Here is a 17760-nt window from a genome sequence, read left to right on the forward strand (position 1 = left end):
GGAGCGCTGCGCGATGTCGAGGGCGTTGATGTCGACCAGCGCGCCGACCACGAAGCGGTCCATCTGGTAGTCGTAGCCGATGTGTGCGCCGCCGATGAAGCTCGACTCGAACTCCGACGAGAAGCTGTTGCCGAAGGCGTTGCTGAGGAAGGTCGCGCCAGCGCCGCCGAAGTTCGGGACGATCGAGAGGTCGTCGCCGTTGTCCGGGTTGAACGCGCCGCCAGCCTGGACGCCAAGGTAGAGACCGGTCCAGTTGGACACAGGCGCCATCACCGCCATCGGCGCCGCGGGCTCTTCGTAGACGACATCGGCGGCGAGGGCCGGAGCGACGAAGGCAGCAGTCGCGGCAAGGGTGAGAAGGAGACGCTTCATGACGGGCGAGATCCTGGATGGGTCCACCCTCACTGGGCGAACTAGTTTTGGTTCCGACATCAAATCGGAACTACACCTGCTTCCGCAAGGGATCGCAACACGCCTATGCAACAGGTGTGGCTTCCATGACACGCAAGCTTTGCTCGTGATCCGCAGGCTTGTTGCAGCGTTGGCCTGCCAACAGCCAGCCGGAAGGCCTGACGGCTACTGCGCTTTGATGACAGTCATGACGAGCTTGTCGTCGACGCGTACCGGGCCGTCTTCCTTGGCTCCGAGCGTGTACTCGAACTCGCCACGCTTCGTGCCGCCGTCTTCGGAGTGCACCATGAGCATCAGCATGTCGCCCGACGAGATGTCCTCTGTGAGGATCGCAGCCACGTCGTTCGTGGTGCCTTCACGAATGGGAGCATGGCCGACGACGGGACCGGGCTTCATGGCGGCGTCGGTACGATGGATGACAAGCCAGCCATTCTTGGCGGCCATGACGGCCTCGGCGCTGACGATGCCGTTCGAGACATCCTGGTCGGCTGCTCGCACGCCCTGCGTCATGGACTGAGCTGAGGCCACAGAGGCTGTCAGGCAAAGCGCTCCGGCGGCAAGCATCGTGATCTTGTGCATGTCATCTCCCGTTATCATGCGTTGAGATAACTAAAGATACGACCGGGAAGCGGATGGGCTTCCTCTGTCACCACGTTGTGAACAGGACGCTCCAACTGGCGGCGGCTTACCGCGCCGGCTCCGACGGGGGGCAACGAAGCTGCACGAGGCGGACACATCGAAGCCGCCGACAATGTGCCGGCGGCTCCAAGCCGTTCGACTGATCGGCGTGTGCCTTACTTCGGCATTAGTACCGTGTCGATGACGTGGACCACGCCGTTCGACTGCATGACGTCTGCCTGGGTGACGGTCGCGCCGTTGCCCATCTCGTCGATGACGACCAGCTTGTCGCCCTGCATCTGAAGCGTCAGCGTGTCACCCGAGACGGTGGTGACGTTGTGCTTGCCACCGTCGTCCTTGATCATCTTCATCGCAGCTTCCGACGTCGCCTTGGCCGGGACCACGTGATAGGTCAGGATCTTGGTCAGCTTGTCCTTGTTCTCCGGCTTCAGAAGGGTCTCAACTGTGCCTGCCGGAAGCTTCTCGAAGGCAGCGTTCGTTGGGGCGAAGACGGTGAAGGGGCCGGGGCCCGACAGCGTCTCGGCGAGGCCCGCGGCCTTCACCGCGGCGACCAGCGTCGTCAGGTTCGAGGCTTTCGAAGCGTTCTCCGGGATCGTCATCGCCGGATCCATCGGCGCACCGCCGACCATCGGCATGTTCTGAGCCATCGCTCCGGACGCGGCGCCGAGCGATCCGATCGCAAGGGCGGTGGCAAGGGCGCCGTTGCGGATCATGGTCTTGAGCATGTCGTCTCTCCCTGAGGGTTCGATCGAGCCGCCGTCTCAGCGACTGATGCACAAAATACGAGCGCAGATCGCGTTCAGCTTCAAAGCGGATCGGAATTCGTAGCGCCTCCACCGCTAGGCACTCGCCAAACGAAGCCGAATGGAACGAGAAGAACCCTGATCGCTTGGATCGTTAGTTGATCTCGAGGAGGCAGACCGATGCGATCGAAAACCGCTGCAATGGGTATGATGCGCTATCTGCTCTTGGGCCTTGGCGTGGGCATCTTTGTTCTGCTCGGCTTCTTCTTCCTGAACTTCCTCCAGCCGGACCAGACGGAGGAGGCGCACCGCATTCGAGACGGGCAGGCGCGCGTCCAGGAGGTAACGTCAGCTCCAGCGCCTGGATCGACAGCTCAATGAGCTGAGGAAAAGAAGGGGTACCTTTCATGACCGCGCATGAGACCGTCTACCGCTCCTCCAACGGTGACGATTGGCTTCTGGAACGGGACCCGTCCGGCACTGTGATCGCCGTCGTCCATCAGGCGAACGCGTCGTCAGGTGGTGCTCGTACGCGCACACTCGTAGGCGAGTTCCTTCAGCGGGGTGGCGGCGGCCCCGAGGTTGTAGCGGTGCGGGCAGCAGTCGAAGGGTGACGAAACAGTCCGCCTGCCCAAGCCCGACGTCACTGGTCACGCTAGCCGTGGCCCCAATCACCCCTTCGCACTGCCGCGCCGCACGAGGCCTTCTGGACTGGTCGCTGAAACGCCTCGCTTTGCGCTTTGGGCTCAGCAGCGCGTCCCTGCGCGACTTCGAACGAAACCGCCCCGGCCTCTCGCTTGCCGACCTCGCTGTACTGCGGGCGACGTTCGAGGCGGCCAACGTGCTGATCGGCCACGCTGCCTGGTCGGACGATCGGTCCGGGATCGGCGTCTGGCTGATGCCCGGTTAGGAAGTCGCTGGCCGGGCGACGAGCCCCGTCAACCACGCGCCGGATTGATCGGTGCTGAGCTGATGCGGAGGCAGACCCTCCGTTTCGCACAAGCGTGCCGCACGGTCCTCCGCTTCGCTCGCCTGCGCATACACCTCCACGGTTGGCGCCGAGCCCTTGATCGGTGGGATGTAGACCAGCGCGTGCTTGTCGCCGACCGCCTGTACGACAACGACGTCGCCGCACGGGGGCACAGCGGGATCGGCGTCGTATTCTGTTCGTTGCAGCATGGTCATCGTGCCGATCCGTCAGTCCAGAACTCGGCGGTGCCCTACCGTCATGCAGTGGATCGGGGCAAGGCGTGGAGCGATAGAGTGCCGTTTTGTCTCATGCCGGACCGTCTCATGCCGATGCCCGCCCGCAGGCTCGTCATCTGTCGCATCATCCAGATCGCGATACTCGTTTTGGTTATCGGTGCGATCGCCGTCTACGCCTATCGCTGGTTCACGCCGGACACCGCGGCTGATCTCGCGCGAACCGGGCAGTGTGAGCAGTACCGACAGGCGGACCAGCGCCTTGAAGCAGGGCTGGACAGCGAGGTTAATGCCGACCCGACTGAGATCGACATGGTTATGACCGAGTGTGAGCGCCAGGGGCACTGACGGTCACTGTGTTCGGACTAGAACTGAATGGGCTCGTCTCTTCCGATGAAAGCACACGCCCGCCGATTGCCAGGGATGCCGACGAGGAGGCTGCTGAGTTCAGGCTCTAGGACTAGGTCTGCAGCGTCTAACACGGGAGCCCAGATGAGCTTCCGTTGGCTCTGCTCCTTCCAGCGCTTCTTCTGACGCTTCACACGCAACGCATAGACCTCGACAATGGTAAGACGAAAGTCGACGCGGGTGCGGCGCCAGTAGGTGTAGGCTCCAAGCGACGCTTTGAGCATCGCTCCGACCAACCCCGCTTCCTCTTCCGCTTCGACCTTGGCTGCTTCGTCGTCCCGTAGGCCCTTCATCGGCCAGCCTTTGGGGATGATCCAGCGACCCGTCGTGCGCGACGTCACCAGACAGACTTCGACCCGGCGCTCTTCATTGAGGCGGATGGGAAGGGCCGCGACCTGATGCGAATAGCGCTCCTTCCTCATGCGCTGGCGCTGATCCTCGGCTTCCTGTGACGTCATCTCAAGGACATACATCACACAGTGCCGGTGATCGTCATCCATTCGATCTGTCAGGTAGCCTCACGGGCTCGGGACTAGGCCATGTGGTGTAGGCGTTCTTTCGAGCCTCAGCGCCGCGCCCGGCTCAGGGCACGTAGGGCTGCGATCTGAGCATTCTGATTGCTGGGCTCGATGCGGTCGGTCGCCCTCTCGAGCACACTTGCCATTTCCAAGAGCCTCGCCGGCGTCAGTCGCAGGTTAGCGCAATCGGGATCCCGCGCTGCCAGACGCAGTTCCAAGGCAATCGTCAACAAATCAACCGAGGTGTGGCTGTCCATGAACCCCCGCTTCCAGATGGGAACAGGGAACGGGCCAGATCGCTAATCGCTCCGCAAAAAACCACCCCGTCCAAACACCGGCACCAGCCGCAGTGGCTAAGACTGGACCGACCGCTAGATAGATGCCGCAGGGCTCAAGGGCGTACATGGCGTCGACTGATGACCCTGATCGCAAGGATCCCCAAAATGACGACCGCGACGATCGGGACTGCATCTCCCGGCACCAGACCCGTGCGACAGGATCGGCCGACATGGTTCGTCGTGGCAGCCATCGTGCTGGCGCTCACCGCGGTCGCCCTGGCGTGGACGGTCTGGGCCAGCCAGTCCCGCACGATGTCGAGCCAGGCGCAGGGACGGCTGAACGGAGCGCTCGCCGAACTTCTTTACACTGTGACGACCGCCCAGAGCAGCATGCGGGGCTTCGTCCTCACCGGCACTGACGCGTTTCTCGACCCCTACCGTCAGGCGTCCGAGGCCCTGCCGTCTGCGCTTGATGCCGTAACTCAGACCCTCGCCTTGGCCCGGGTTGATGGTGAGGAGGTCGAGGTCGTCTCGGACCTCGCCCAACAGCAGATGACCTTCGTCGAGTCCGTGGTCGAGGCGCGCACGCAGGAAGGGTTCGAGGCCGCGTCCGCCCTCGTCGCGAACGGTGTCGGCCGGGAGATCATGGCCGAGCTGCGGTCCGCGACGCGTGAGTTGACCGCCGGGTCCAACGCGGTGATCGAGAACAACATGCGGGTGGGCCGTCTGCTGGGATGGAGCCAGCTTGCCCTCCTGCTTCCGGCCCTCGGCGCGGCGGGCTACCTCGCGTTGCTAGCATGGCGTCGGCAGGAGCAGGTGCAGGCCGGTGCCGACCTCCTGACCGACGTGATGGAGGTTGCTCCCGTCGGCGTCGCCTTCTTCGATGCCGACCGCCACCTGCGCCGGGCCAACGCCGAGTTCGCCACCGTCGTGTCCGCCACGGGCACGACGACCGCGAAGGACTGGCTGCTGCCGGTCCTTGACCGCGTGCTGGCGACGGGAAGCAGCTTGAACGAGAGGGCGTTCACCTTCGGCGAAGCGGGCGAGCGTCGGGCGGTTGTATCAGCGTTCCCGACTAGGGGAAGCGGCAAGGCGAAGGGCGGAGTCGGCGTCTTCGTGCTGGAGACCACGGAGCAGCAGCGCACGATGACCGCGCTTGGTGAGGTGAGCGCGCAATTGGCGGCGATCGGCGACAACATCCCCCAGCTTGCCTGGATGGCCGAGCCGACGGGCCGCATCGTCTGGCACAATCGCCGTTGGTTCGACTACACCGGGACCGACGCCGACAGCATGGCACGTGACGGCTGGTCCAACGTCATCGAACCCGAGCACGCTGAGCGCGTCGATGAAGGCTACCGGACTGCGGTGGCTGCCGGCGAGCCCTGGGAGGACACGTTCCCGCTGCGCGCCGCCGACGGCACGTTCCGCTGGTTCCTGACCCAGGCCGTGCCGATCCAGGACGCTGACGGAAACGTTGTCCGGTGGTTCGGCACCAACACCGACGTCACCAAGCAACGTGCGCTCGAAGAGGAGTTCTTGGCGGCGAAAGAGGTTGCCGAGAACGCCAACCGAGCGAAGTCGCAGTTCATCGCCAACATGAGCCACGAGCTGCGCACGCCGCTATCTGCGGTGATCGGCTATGCCGAGATGCTGGAGGAGGAAGTCGAGGACTTGGGCCAGACACATCTCCTGCCCGACCTGAAGAAGATCGAGGGCAACGCTCGCCACCTTCTCAGCTTGATCAACGACGTCCTCGACCTGTCGAAGATCGAGGCGGAGCGGATGGATCTGTTCGCCGAGACCTTCGACCTGGCAACCGTCCTAGATGAGGTCGGATCCACCGTCGGCTCACTCATTGCCAAGAAGAACAACACCCTCGCGATCGAGCACGACGGCCGGCTTGGCGAGATGCACAGCGATCAGGTCAAAATCCGCCAGTGCTTGCTGAACCTCTTGTCGAACGCATCGAAGTTCACGCAAGACGGCACGATCACGCTGGCGGCCGAACGCACGAGCGTCGCGTCGCGGGACTGGATCACGCTGTCGGTCACCGATAGCGGCATCGGCATGACGCCCGAGCAGGTCGAGCGACTGTTCGAGCGCTTTGCTCAGGCGGACGAGACGACGACCCGCAAGTTCGGCGGCACGGGTCTTGGACTCGCCATCACCCGCGCCTTCTGCCGCCTGCTCAGCGGCGACATCGGCGTTACGAGCGAGGAGGGCGTCGGGACCACCTTCACCATCCGCATTCCGGCTGTCGTCGAGGAGACGATCGAGGAAGGAGAGATCCCGACGGGCGGCGACGTCTCGGTTGCCGGTCCGGCCGGAACGGTTTTGGCAATCGACGACGACCCGCATGCGCGCGACCTCGTCACACGCTTCCTGACCAAGGAAGGGTTCACGGTCCGCACGGCATCCGACGGGATCGCCGGCCTAGAGATGGCGCGGGCACTGGTTCCGGACGTGATCCTTCTCGACGTCACCATGCCCAAGAAGGACGGCTGGTCGGTGCTGGCCGAGCTGAAAGCCGATCCGGTCCTGTCCTCGGTTCCCGTCGTCATGGTGTCGAGCCTAGACGAGAAGCGCATCGGCTACGCGCTCGGCGCCTCGGACTACCTCGTGAAGCCGGTCGAATGGGAGCGCCTGAAGGAGGTCATGGACCGCTACCGCGACGCGCCGGGTGGCCTTGTCCTCGCGATCGACGACGACGAGGATACGCTAGCCCGCTACGCGGTAATGCTGCAGAGGCAGGGATTCGAGTTCGCCTCCGCGACGAACGGTCGTCTCGGTCTCCAGCGCGTCGACGAGCGCCGCCCCGACCTGATCCTGCTCGACCTCAACATGCCCGTGATGGACGGGTTCGACTTCCTCGCCGAACTCCGCGCAGACCCAGACCGCACCGACATTCCGGTCGTCGTCCTGTCGTCGAAGGACCTGAGTTCTGACGAGCGCCATGCGCTGAACACTGCAGCTGACCAAGTCTTGTCCAAGACCGAAGTCTCGCTACGCCAATTGGCCAATCGCATTCGGGACATCCTGCCACCGAACTCCTTGCCATCTGCAACGGGCATTCCACCGAAGGATATCTCGGCCTCACGCTGTATCGGTTAGGGACGGGTCATGATTAAGGGTGATCTGAGCCGCGCTAGAGCGATCCAACGGGTTATGTCTCGGCCCGAAGAGCACTTGCCAATTAACCAAGATCTACCGCCAACTGAAAGTAGCTATTCGTACTCGGGCTCAGGCGTCGATCCGCTCTCCGAAACGCGTCAGGGTGCGCAGGATCGCGTTCGGGTCATAGGGCTTAGAGAAGAACACGCTGTGTTCGGGCATCTCCTCGCGCGTTACCTTCACCCGTCCCGACACGACGATGAACTGCACAGGCGGCCAGCGCTCGCGCACGGCCGCCGCGAGCTTCAGCCCGTCCAAAGAGCCAGGCATTTCGACATCGGTGAAGACGATGCGGATCTCGGAATACCGCTCCAGCATGCGGATCGCGGTGTCGGCGTTGCGCGCCTCGTAGACCTTGTAACCCGCCTCGATCGCGAGGTCGACCGCTTCGGCAAGGATGAAAGGGTCGTCCTCGACGACGAGGACGGCGTATCGCGACGGATCGAAGGATTGGGCCATACGAGAAACAGCAAACCTACGAAGAGCGGGAGGGCGCAGCCCCGGTGAGTTCGAACCGAACGCCGTCAGGCGCGTAGTCGAGCCAGCCGGTCCCATCGAAGTAGGAACCGACAATCCGCTCGATCAGCTTGGAGCCAAACCCCTGGCGCGTCGGCTGCGTAACGGCCGGACCGCCGCTTTCGATCCATCGGAACGTGAACGCGCCGTCGATCAGCGACCAACGGATGCGGATCCGTCCGGAATCGGTGGACAGGGCCCCGTACTTCACGGCGTTGGTTGCCAGCTCGTGGATGGCGAGGCTGAGGCCGAGGGCCTGCTGCGAGGTCAGGCGGTAGGAGGGGCCGTCGATGGTGATCCGGTTGCCGCCGACGCGGTGGGGCTCGATCGCCGCGGCGACGACATCGCGAACGTCGGCCTCTTCCCACGAAGTCAGCGTCAGGATGTCCTGGGCGCGGGCGAGCGCGCCGAGACGCGAGGCGATGGCAAGGCGGCCGGCCTCCATGGTCTCGGCTTGGCGCAGCGTCTGCGTTGTGATCGCCTGCACCATGGCGAGCGAGTTCTTCATGCGGTGGGCCATCTCCTGCGTCAGAACGCGCTGGGCGTCCTCCATGCGCTGGCGCGCCAACGCCACACGCACCCGGTCGCCGACCTGCTGGACGAACTGCAACTCGCCGTCCGTCCAGCGATGAAGCTCGCGCGTGTTGGCGAACACGATCGCGTAAAGGTGGCCGTCGAAGCTGACGGGAAGGTTCAGGAGGGACCGGGTCTGGATCGCGTTGAACCCCGCCTCCCGGCCGCTCGTTCGCGGATCCGCATGAACGTCGTCGATTGCAACGATCTCGTCGCGCCGTAGATTCGCGATATAGGAGCCGAAGGACGTGAGACTGTGTTGGCCGATGAGGCTCCGTATGCCGGGCTCGCACCAGTCGGATCGGACGTCGATCCTGTCGTCACGAGAATCAACGAGGCCGGACCCGACCCGATCGACCTCCAGCCCGTCAGCTAGGCAACGCGCTGCCGCGGTGACGATCGTGTCGAGATCGGAGCGATCACGCAGCTCGTCACCCAATGTCAGCAGTGTCGCTTGTCGTCGGTCCCGTTTGATGCGGTCCGTGACCTCGACGAAAATCAGAGTGAAACGGTCACCGCCGATCGGCTGGGCCATGCCCTCGTACCAGCGATCGAGCGTGCCGACCCGGCGGGTGAAGCGAGCGGGTTCGCCGGTCTCGACGACGCGGGCGAACTCGTCGATCCATTCGTCCTCGACGCCTGGAACGACGTCCCGGAGGGTGCGCCCCGTCGCGGTCCCGCGGGGCATGCCGACGAGGTCGTGCCAGGCATCGTTGACCGCCTCGTAGCGCCAGTCGATCGCTCGGCCTGCGGCGTCGCGGATCAGTTCGCCGATGACGAAGCCCTCACGCAGCGTCTCGAAGACCGTACGCCACTTGGCTTCGCTCCGGTCAAATGCGTCCTGTTGCAGCGTTAGGCTGCGGGCGTCGGCGTGGGCCTTCGTCTTCTCGGTGCAGGCACATAAAAAACCCTCGACGCGGTCCTCCTCGGAGCGGATCGGCGTGACGGAGAAGTTGAAGTGCGTCTCCTTGAGAACGCCCTTCCGGTCGACCATCAGCAGGATGTCGTCCATGTAGGTCGGAGTGCCGGTATAGGCCGCCTCAACGATCGGCAGCATGTCATCGGCGACCTCGCGCCACACCTCTCGGAAAGGACGCCCGAGCGCGTCAGGATGCATATTGCCAAGGATCGGCCGCAGCTCATCGTTGTAGAGCAGGGTCTGCGCCTGACCCCAGACTGTGAGCATCGGCTGACGGGCGTCCAGCATCAGTCGGACGATCGTTCGGAGTGGCGCAGGCCACAGCTCCGGTGCACCGAGCGGCGATCCCCTCCAATCATGCTCGCGGATCCGCCGAGCCTGTTCACTATCTCCGGCCGGGAAACGGTGCATGCCTATCTCATCGGGTTCACGGTCTCGCGATGATCGACAAGCCCTTGCTTCAGCTAGACGAGGAGGAGGCAGAGGGCAATCACAAGGCCTCACGAGATGGAGTTTCGAAGCGTTGCTGATGTCCTGCGCCGCGTCGCGGACCGGCTGCGTCAACTTTTCCTCGGCGGATGCTCCTTAGGGTCCCTTGGCCGAGATGAGTCCATGGTCATTTTCCTAGGTGGAGTGCGCCAACAGGCGCTCGATCCCATGGTCCAGACCTTTTCGCTTGATCGTCAGGTCTTCATGGGTAGCCAGGTCAGATTGAGTGCGTCTCGGGAACATTCGGCATCACTTGGTCGAGCGACGCGAAAGGCGACCGCGATGCGCTCTAAGCGGAGCCGATCGGACGCTCCGAGCACCGAAGTGATCTGCCGACGGGACGGCGCAAGCGTTCTACGTCGAGATGACGAGGTGACTCGTGAACTGAGTTGCCTGGGTGTCCGCTTTCGGCAACCACGATCCAATGTTGGAAGGTTGTAATGGGTCGAAAGCGGGCTGTCCGCTCCCGGGCGTCCGCTTCCTTGGCGCCGAACGGCTCGGCTGGATGGAAACCGGTCAGATAGCTTTCGGTCGCGCCGTTCGATAAGCGGACACTTCCTATAGCTTGCGGAAGACCGCGGCGTAGACGGCAATCATCATGCCGATGTCCCCGGCCGTGCCGAACGCGCGAGCCCAAGAACTACGAGCGAGGCGACCGCGAGTCCCGCGCCGACGAGGAAGGTCGCGGCGGATCCGAACGCCTCCCACAGTCCCCCGGCCGCCACGCTAGCGAGGAGCAGGGCGACGCCGGTCACGAGGTTGAGGACCCCGAAGGCCGTACCGCGCAGCTCCTTCGGCGAGGCGTCGGCGACGAGCGCCGCGATCACCCCTTGCGTGAAGCCCATGTGGAGTCCCCACAGCACCACCCCGACCGCCGCGACGGCAAGGTTCGAGGCAAGGGCCAGCGCGATGTCGGCGAGCGCCAGAAGGACCATGCCCGCCCCAAGCAGCCGCGTCCGGTCCATGCGATCGGATAGGACGCCCGCGGGGTAGGACGACACCGAGTAGGCCAGTCCCATCAGCACCAGGACGAGCGGGATTGAGAAGGCGGGTACGCCAAGCTCCTGCGCTCGCAGGAGCAGGAAGGCCTCGCTGAAGCGCGCGAGCGTGAACACAGCAGCGACCGCGACCACCATCCAGTACGGGTGCCCAAGCTGCGCCAGCTCGCGTCGGCGCAGTGGGATCCGGGCGGGGCGGCGTCCTGCCGGATGCGCTGGCTCCTGAACGCCTGCCATTAAGATGGCGACCGACAGGAAGGCCGGGATGACCGCAACCCAGAACACGGCCTGGAAGTCGTTGGCGAACAGCCACATCAGGGCGACGGCGAGAAGCGGGCCGGAGAAGGCCCCGATCGTGTCGAGCGACTGGCGCAGGCCGTAGCTTGCACCGCGTACCTCGGGCGGGGCGAGGTCGGCCACGAGGGCGTCGCGCGGCGCACCGCGGATGCCCTTGCCGACGCGGTCGACGAAGCGGGCGCCGACCAGCGCTTCGAGGCCGCCCGCCATCGGGAACACAGGCTTGGTAAAGGCGCCCAGACCGTAGCCGACAACGGCGAGCAGCTTGCGCTTGCCAAGTCGGTCGCTGAGTGCCCCGGAGAACACTTTGACGATGGACGCTGTAGCCTCGGCGATACCCTCGATGATGCCGACGGCGAGCGTCGAGGTGCCGAGCACAGTCACCATGTAGATTGGCAGAAGGGAGTGGATCATCTCCGATGAGACGTCCATGAACATGCTGACGAAACCGAGCGCCCAGATGCCGCGCGGGATCGATGGGCGGGCGGCGGGCGTAACTGGCGTCGACGTTGTCATAGCGCTCGGAAGGGTCGTGGATCCGTCCGTCTGCTAGCTGCCTCCAGTCCGGACGTCGACCCCAATCCGCACGCGTATCATCGCTTTCGCGAGGTCCGCTTTTGGTCAAACGTCCGATGCCGATCGGCGGCAGGCATGGGTCGTTAGCGGATGGACCGCTTCCGAGCGTCCGCTAACCTCGCGCTGAGTTGCATGACGGGGTGGAAAGACGACAGTCCGCTTGCGAGATCGATCGCGCGGGAAGCAGACAGTGGCGACCTGCCGGCATCCCGCGCGTCGTCATAGGTGCAGTGGCCTTCCACGCTGAGCGACCCAGCAAGGGGCGTCTCGCCCGCTGCCAGCCAGTCAGGTCGAGAAGCGGCCAGGGCCCAGCTCGGTCCTGCGCGGGGTATGGAACTCCGCGTCCGACTTCAGAAGCCCTCCAGCACGACCTTGCCTCGCGCCCTGCCGCTCTCAAGCAGGGCATGGGCCTGACGTAGGTTCGCAGCATTGATGGGCGTCAGCGTGCTCGTTGCGGTGGTGCGGATGCGGCCCCCATCCACAAGCTGCGCGACCCGGCCGAGGATCCGACCCTGTTCGCCCATGTCGGCGGTCTGGAAGATCGAACGGGTGAACATCAGCTCCCAATGGATCGAGACGGCCTTGCGCTTGAACGGTGTGACGTCGAGGGCGTCGGGATCGTCGATGAGACCGAAGCGTCCCTGCGGAGCGATGAGTTCAACGATCTCGGAGAGGTGTCGGGTCGTCTCGGTGGTCGAGAAGACGAAGGCGGGGGCGCCGATCCCGAGGGCCGCGACCTGCTCGGCCAAAGGTTGGGAATGGTTGATCACGTGATGGGCGCCGAGCTCGCGCACCCAAGCTTCGGTCTCAGGCCGCGATGCGGTCGCGATGACGGTGAGATCAGTGAGGGCGCGGGCAAGCTGGATGGCGATCGAGCCGACGCCACCGGCGCCGCCGACGATCAGGATGGCGTTCGCGGCACCCAGGACCGGCCGGGCAACGTCGATCCGATCGAACAGCATCTCCCAGGCGGTCAGGGCCGTCAGCGGCAGCGCGGCGGCCTCTGCATCCGAGAGCGATGCCGGCTTCGACCCGACGATGCGCTCGTCGACGAGATGGAACTCGCTGTTGCTCCCTGGGCGGGCGATCGAGCCGGCGTAGAACACGTCGTCGCCGGGCTTGAAGCCAACAGCCTCGTCACCGACTTCGACGACCTGCCCGACCGCGTCCCAGCCCAGCACCTTCCAGCAGTCGTCGGCCGGCCGCGCGCTGTTGCGGACCTTGGTATCGACCGGGTTCACCGAGACGGCTCTGACCGCGACGAGGAGATCTCGGCCGGTCGGAACGGGCCGAGGGAGCTCGATGTCCTCCAGCGCGTCCGCTCGATCGATCGTTCCGGGCGTCTTGTAGCCGATGGCCTTCATAGCGAGTGCTCCTGCATCCGGTTTGTTCGTTGCTGCAGGCGGAACTTGGCGGTAGCTTATCGTAAGCTCAATACGCACAAATGCAGCCCATAGTGTCGAAAAGGATACCGTGATGGCGAAGGCGCGGTTCTCGCGGTTCGATTGCAGTCCCGGCTGTTCGGTGGAAGCGGCGGTTGGTCTGATCGACGGCAAGTGGAAGTCGGTCGTCCTCTTCCACCTCTTGTCGGGAACGCTCCGGTTCGGAGAGCTCCGGCGGCAGATTCCAACCGTGACGCCGCGCATGCTCACCAACCAGCTCCGGGAACTGGAGGAGGACGGATTGGTGGAGCGAAAGGTCTATGCACAGGTGCCGCCGAAGGTGGAGTACAGCCTCTCGCCGCTCGGGCGGACGATGGAGCCGATCCTCCTCGCCCTGAAAGGATGGGGCGACGCCAATCTCGGCCTCTATGGCAAGCCGAAGCACGGCTCGCCCGCGGAAGGGGGGCGAAGGAAAATGACGAGGCGGGACGCCACGCCGCCTGAGCGGAAGGACCGCTTGCGGGTACTCGCTGACAGGCTGCAAATGTCCGCGGAGGATCGATAGCTGCCAGTCAGCTTCCAGTCCTGATGCGCTTAATTGAAATACTCGCGGTTGGATTTGGTGCGTAAGCGTACGGACATCATGCGACCCTTGCACACGTCGACATCTGATCGATGGTAGATGCTGATCTTCGCCCGGCAGGCGAGGGAAGGGATCGGTAGGAGGGGCGAAGAATGCGGCCCATCTCCCATGCCAGACTGATCTCTTCTGATGGACGAGCTCGGTCACGGCTTATCAGGCGTCTGCCTTGGTAGATGCCTTTGTCGACCGTTTGCCCTTCGGCTTCGCCGTGGGCGCAGGTGCTGGCGAAGGTTCGGACGCCGCAGCTTCGTCCGCCGCAGCCTCTGCAGGAACCGCACGCTTCCGTCCCAAGCCCAACTGCTTGGCCACTTCCGCGCGGCGCTTCGAATAGTTCGGTGCGACCATCGGATAGTCCGCCTTCAGCCCATACCGCTCACGATAGGTCTCAGGCGTCAGGCCATGAGTCGCGAGGTGACGTCGAAGCGCTTTGTAGGGCTTCCCGTCGATCATGCTGATGATGACCTCGGGATCCGCCAAGCTCTTTCGCGCACTGACGGCACCCTGGTACTCCTCCGGCGCCTCTGACTGAGTAGTCGACGCTTTGACCGGCGGATCGATCATGCCGACGAGAGCCGCGTGACTGTTCTTCAGGAAGGTGTGAACGTCCTCCGGGGCCACCCGCGTGTTCGGGTTTGAGAGCCAGGCAGTCGTGATCTCGACGGCCAATCCGACCGCATTGGATTTTTCATCCACAATACGTCTCCACAATCAGAAGGCGAATGGCTGCAGGGGGTAAGCGAATCAAAATGCTGCAGCGATACATCAAGTGATAGTCGATAAATCAGCGCTTTCGCCAGTGCAGATATTTGGACCCACCACGTACTGTCCTCATGCGGTCGCAACAGACAGTGTGGCCCCACCGTTCGACAGATCGACTTCGATCCGGTCGCGGCCCTTCCGCTTGGCCTCATAAACGAGGCGATCTACGCGACGAAGACCATCCTCAAGTGCTTCCGAGTGCGATCGCATCGACACGCCGAGAGAGGCCGTGTGTTTGCCTGTGATGCCCGTCGACGACCCGTCGAACCAACGCGCGGTCGTTTGGAGGATCTTCGCGGTCGACCGTACCTGCTGGGCAGGCACACTTGAGAGTTGAGCACGAACCCTTCGCCGTCGGTCCCCGCTGCAAATCCGGCCGAACTGACGATCTCGCGCTCTAGCTCAGCAAACGCCTGCAGGACGTTATCCCTCGCTCCATGGCTTTAAATAACACTCGCATGCTCGAGGCGGTCGAGATCGCAGACGACCATGCCATCGCCCTGAAGCGTCCGTGGTTGCGAAGCGGCCTGCTTGAAGCCACGACGGGTGAGAAAGCTGGTCACGGGACAACGAGTGCGTCGTTTCGGTGGCCGGTAACGACTTCGGTCATCGCCGTCGATAAGGCAGGCGAGGCTTTTGTCCATCATGAAACGCCTCTCACAGTGGCACGCACCTCGTTCCAGTCGAATCGTAGCAGTCGCGCAGTTGCGGATGGTTGCGGTGGCTCGTGTAAGACGTCCGGTCTAGATCGTCGGCGGACGGGGGAATGCTGAAGTACCTATGTTACTGCGGTGTTGAGACTTGCTGTATGAGGAGCTTATTCGGCGCTTTTCGTGCGTCACAATGAGACAGTTTGTGACACTTTGCGGCAGAACGCGGCAGAACGCGGCAGAACGCGGCAGAACGTGGCAGAACGCGGCAAGGTGCGACAGGCGCGGGAACGGATACTGGATCTCCGGTGCAGCCGTTCCCCTCGGGGATACAGTGCTGACTGCGAGGAACCGACTTGGGATCCTTCGTCTAACGTCAGTACGTCCTCGACACGGACACGGACACGGACACGGACACGGACACCAACACCAACACCAACACCGACGTCGCTATCGGAACGGTCGCCAACAGGGCTCGTAAGCGGCCGTCCCGCATTGGGATGCTACGTTGCTGTGGGATCCTAAACCTCGGTTCCCTCGGCAAGGGTCAGCGCATCCTCGACATCGACGCCGAGATAGCGCACCGTGCTTTCGATCTTGGTATGACCGAGCAGGATTTGAACAGCACGCAGATTGCCGGTCGCACGGTAGATGATCGAAGCCTTCGTCCGCCGCAGCGAATGCGTGCCATAGTCCTCCTTCCGCAGACCGATTGCCGTCACCCACTCATCGACGAGGCGAGCATACTGTCGTGTGCTGAGGTGGGTGGAGTGATCGATGCGGCTCGGGAATGCGTAATCCTCGACCGTTCCGCCACGTCGCTCAAGCCATGCCAGAAGGCTTGTGCGTGCTGCTTCCATGAGTTCGAACTGCACTGGCCGTTTCGTCTTACGCTGCACCACGATGGCGCGGGCTCGAATGCGTCCGCCCGACACGAGGTCGCCGATCTTCACCTTCACGACGTCACAGCCACGTAGCTTGCTGTCGATGGCGAGATCAAACAGCGCCCTGTCGCGCAACCGTCCCTGATGATCGAGCCAGAAGCGGATCGCCCAGACCTGTGGCGGCTTCAACGCTCGCTTGACGCCGACCATCCGGCCTGCGTTCCAGGCCCTCTTTACGCTCGTTGCCGGATCAAATGTCGAATGTCCCATTGTCGTTCTCCCATGGCCCGTTTGGCCGAAGGGAGTGTGAGACTGCGCGAACGGCTTGTGGGATGAAACCGAGAGATGGGGCCGAGAGCAGACCGGCAGCTTTACGGCACGAACGGCGGGAAAGCTGCCGTGCGATCTCCAGCGCGAAGGAGACGCGACCCAAGCGCGAGAAGGTGATTGCTCAAGATCTAGGGCACTTGGCCCGCGTTACCGTCGCATGGATGGAAGATCCGACCTGCCGGGCGTTCCATGACCAGACGCCCGCCTCTCCACGATGCGATCGGCGTAGCGATTTCTCGAACGGCCGCGGCTGGGGTTGCAACGTCGAGCAGGACGAAGTCCGCCGGGGCGCCGATCCGCAGACCATAGTCGCGCGCCATTAGCCGGGCAGCATCAGCGGAGACCATCGCAAAAACGGCTTCCATTTCCTCGTCGCGGGCGAGTTGCGCGACGTTGGCGTAAAGATTCGCCATGCGGATCAGAGAGGCATCGCCGAACGGCGTGAACGGGTTCAGAACGTTGTTCGTGGCGATCGTCGCGGTGACGCCGGCTTGGCGCAGAAGGTGGGCAGGTGCCACGCCTCGCGGTACGAGGCGTCTGGCGTCGCGGCCGGTGAGGAAGAGATCCGTCGCGGGCAGGACGGTCACCGCTATGCCGGTCGCAGCCAGTCGCCGTGCCACGGCGGCCACCGCCTCCGGCTCCATCGCCGAAAGCTTCGTTGCATGGCCGACCGAGACGCGCCCGCCGAAACCGCGCCGCTCCGTTTCCGCCATGATATGGGGAAGCGCGGACCCTTCGGGATCGAGATCGAAATCGACGTGGAAGTCGACCAGCGTTCCGAAGCGTTCCGCAAGGTCGAATATACGCCGGACATGCTCCGCGGGATCCGGATCGGTGTAGGGGCAGCCGCCGACGAGATCGGCGCCGGCGGACAGCGCCTGTGACAGCAGCAATTCCGTCTCCGGCTCCTGTGTCAGCCCTTCCTGCGCAAAGGCGCAGATCTCGATGTCAATCGCGAAAGCGTAATCGTGCTTGATGCGCCGGATGGCAGCCAGCGAACGAAGGCCGGCGCGCGGATCGACCTCGACGAACGTGCGCAAGAGCATCGTCCCATGCAGGATCGCCTGCTCGACCAGACCGGCGGCGCGGGCGTAGACATCCTCCTCGGTGAAGGCCGCCTTCGCTCGCGCCGTTTCGCGGACGGCCTCCGCCAGCGTGCCCTCGCAGATCGCGCAGCGGTCGAGGATGCAAGCCTTGTCGAGATGGATATGACAGTCGACGAAACCCGGAAACGCCAGCCGTCCCGCCGCGTCGTATTCGGGCGCGGCGGCATCTAGGTTTGGCGTGATTGCCGCGATCCGCCCGTTCTCGACGCCGATATCGACGAAGTCGCCGCTCGTCGCGACGCGGGCGTTGCGCAATACGAAATCCAT

General features: G+C 63.8%; 18 protein-coding genes and 1 pseudogene. 6 read left to right on the top strand and 13 right to left on the bottom strand.

Features of this window, described 5'->3' with window-relative positions; translation table 11 throughout:
* The 3 genes and pseudogenes from AUL34_RS10170 to AUL34_RS10180 form a co-directional block, all read right to left on the bottom strand.
* Window positions 1-372 (bottom strand): annotated as a pseudogene (locus AUL34_RS10170) (porin family protein); the annotation flags it as partial.
* 204 nt (window positions 373-576) lie between these two features.
* Window positions 577-990, bottom strand: coding sequence for a hypothetical protein (locus tag AUL34_RS10175; protein WP_061933608.1), 414 nt, complete (start codon window positions 988-990; stop codon window positions 577-579).
* Between the two features lie 215 nt (window positions 991-1205).
* A complete protein-coding gene (locus AUL34_RS10180) occupies window positions 1206-1775 on the bottom strand; it encodes a fasciclin domain-containing protein (RefSeq protein ID WP_061933609.1) in 570 nt (189 codons plus the stop codon).
* A 198-nt stretch (window positions 1776-1973) separates the two neighbouring features.
* Between AUL34_RS10180 and AUL34_RS10185 the strand changes: the two genes are divergently transcribed.
* Genes AUL34_RS10185 through AUL34_RS21875 form a run of 3 tightly spaced genes read left to right on the top strand, consistent with a single transcriptional unit; the run spans window position 1974 to window position 2703 of the window.
* Entirely contained in the window at window positions 1974-2174 is a 201-nt protein-coding gene (locus AUL34_RS10185; RefSeq protein WP_156420868.1) for a hypothetical protein, read from the top strand.
* A gap of 26 nt (window positions 2175-2200) precedes the next feature.
* On the top strand, window positions 2201-2407 hold the full coding sequence (locus AUL34_RS22225) for a hypothetical protein (RefSeq protein WP_156420869.1): 207 nt from the start codon (window positions 2201-2203) through the stop codon (window positions 2405-2407).
* 47 nt (window positions 2408-2454) lie between these two features.
* A complete protein-coding gene (locus AUL34_RS21875; RefSeq protein ID WP_156420870.1) occupies window positions 2455-2703 on the top strand; it encodes an XRE family transcriptional regulator in 249 nt (82 codons plus the stop codon).
* Here AUL34_RS21875 and AUL34_RS10190 read toward each other — a convergent pair.
* Window positions 2700-2978, bottom strand: a complete 279-nt coding sequence (locus AUL34_RS10190; RefSeq protein ID WP_061933611.1) for a hypothetical protein — start codon at window positions 2976-2978, stop codon at window positions 2700-2702. The genes AUL34_RS21875 and AUL34_RS10190 overlap by 4 nt on opposite strands.
* Window positions 2979-3086: 108 nt before the next feature.
* On the opposite strand from AUL34_RS10190, the gene AUL34_RS10195 reads away from it, so the two are divergent.
* Complete coding sequence (locus AUL34_RS10195; RefSeq protein ID WP_156420871.1) at window positions 3087-3344, top strand: hypothetical protein; 258 nt, start codon at window positions 3087-3089, stop codon at window positions 3342-3344.
* 17 nt (window positions 3345-3361) lie between these two features.
* Here AUL34_RS10195 and AUL34_RS10200 read toward each other — a convergent pair whose 3' ends face one another.
* Together AUL34_RS10200 and AUL34_RS10205 are read right to left on the bottom strand one after the other, a co-directional pair.
* Window positions 3362-3904: an NUDIX hydrolase gene (locus AUL34_RS10200; RefSeq protein ID WP_244492515.1), complete on the bottom strand. Its 543-nt coding sequence runs from the start codon at window positions 3902-3904 to the stop codon at window positions 3362-3364.
* 65 nt (window positions 3905-3969) lie between these two features.
* A complete protein-coding gene (locus tag AUL34_RS10205; RefSeq protein ID WP_061933613.1) occupies window positions 3970-4179 on the bottom strand; it encodes a hypothetical protein in 210 nt (69 codons plus the stop codon).
* Between the two features lie 186 nt (window positions 4180-4365).
* On the opposite strand from AUL34_RS10205, the gene AUL34_RS10210 reads away from it, so the two are divergent.
* On the top strand, window positions 4366-7311 hold the full coding sequence (locus AUL34_RS10210) for a response regulator (protein WP_061933614.1): 2946 nt from the start codon (window positions 4366-4368) through the stop codon (window positions 7309-7311).
* 129 nt (window positions 7312-7440) lie between these two features.
* Here the strand turns inward: AUL34_RS10210 and AUL34_RS10215 are convergent, their stop codons facing one another.
* The 4 genes from AUL34_RS10215 to AUL34_RS10230 all read right to left on the bottom strand — a co-directional run bounded on the left by AUL34_RS10215 (window position 7441) and on the right by AUL34_RS10230 (window position 13103).
* On the bottom strand, window positions 7441-7830 hold the full coding sequence (locus AUL34_RS10215; RefSeq protein ID WP_061933615.1) for a response regulator: 390 nt from the start codon (window positions 7828-7830) through the stop codon (window positions 7441-7443).
* A gap of 16 nt (window positions 7831-7846) precedes the next feature.
* A complete protein-coding gene (locus AUL34_RS10220) occupies window positions 7847-9667 on the bottom strand; it encodes an HWE histidine kinase domain-containing protein (protein WP_061933616.1) in 1821 nt (606 codons plus the stop codon).
* 797 nt (window positions 9668-10464) lie between these two features.
* On the bottom strand, window positions 10465-11679 hold the full coding sequence (locus tag AUL34_RS10225) for an MFS transporter (RefSeq protein ID WP_061933617.1): 1215 nt from the start codon (window positions 11677-11679) through the stop codon (window positions 10465-10467).
* Window positions 11680-12089: 410 nt separating this feature from the next.
* Complete coding sequence (locus AUL34_RS10230; RefSeq protein WP_061933618.1) at window positions 12090-13103, bottom strand: zinc-binding alcohol dehydrogenase family protein; 1014 nt, start codon at window positions 13101-13103, stop codon at window positions 12090-12092.
* Window positions 13104-13215: 112 nt separating this feature from the next.
* On the opposite strand from AUL34_RS10230, the gene AUL34_RS10235 reads away from it, so the two are divergent.
* Window positions 13216-13686 carry a helix-turn-helix domain-containing protein gene (locus AUL34_RS10235; RefSeq protein WP_082653293.1) on the top strand — a complete coding sequence of 157 codons (471 nt, stop codon included), beginning with the start codon at window positions 13216-13218 and terminating at the stop codon, window positions 13684-13686.
* Between the two features lie 231 nt (window positions 13687-13917).
* Here the strand turns inward: AUL34_RS10235 and AUL34_RS10240 are convergent, their stop codons facing one another.
* The 3 genes from AUL34_RS10240 to AUL34_RS10250 all read right to left on the bottom strand — a co-directional run bounded on the left by AUL34_RS10240 (window position 13918) and on the right by AUL34_RS10250 (window position 17760).
* Window positions 13918-14457, bottom strand: coding sequence for a MucR family transcriptional regulator (locus AUL34_RS10240; protein WP_244492516.1), 540 nt, complete (start codon window positions 14455-14457; stop codon window positions 13918-13920).
* Window positions 14458-15694: 1237 nt separating this feature from the next.
* Window positions 15695-16327 (bottom strand): tyrosine-type recombinase/integrase, encoded by a 633-nt coding sequence (locus AUL34_RS10245; RefSeq protein ID WP_061933619.1) that lies wholly within the window; start codon window positions 16325-16327, stop codon window positions 15695-15697.
* Window positions 16328-16515: 188 nt separating this feature from the next.
* On the bottom strand, window positions 16516-17760 hold the full coding sequence (locus AUL34_RS10250) for an amidohydrolase family protein (protein ID WP_061933620.1): 1245 nt from the start codon (window positions 17758-17760) through the stop codon (window positions 16516-16518).

The sequence above is a fragment of the Aureimonas sp. AU22 genome (assembly GCF_001463745.1).
Classification (GTDB): Bacteria; Pseudomonadota; Alphaproteobacteria; order Rhizobiales; family Rhizobiaceae; genus Aureimonas.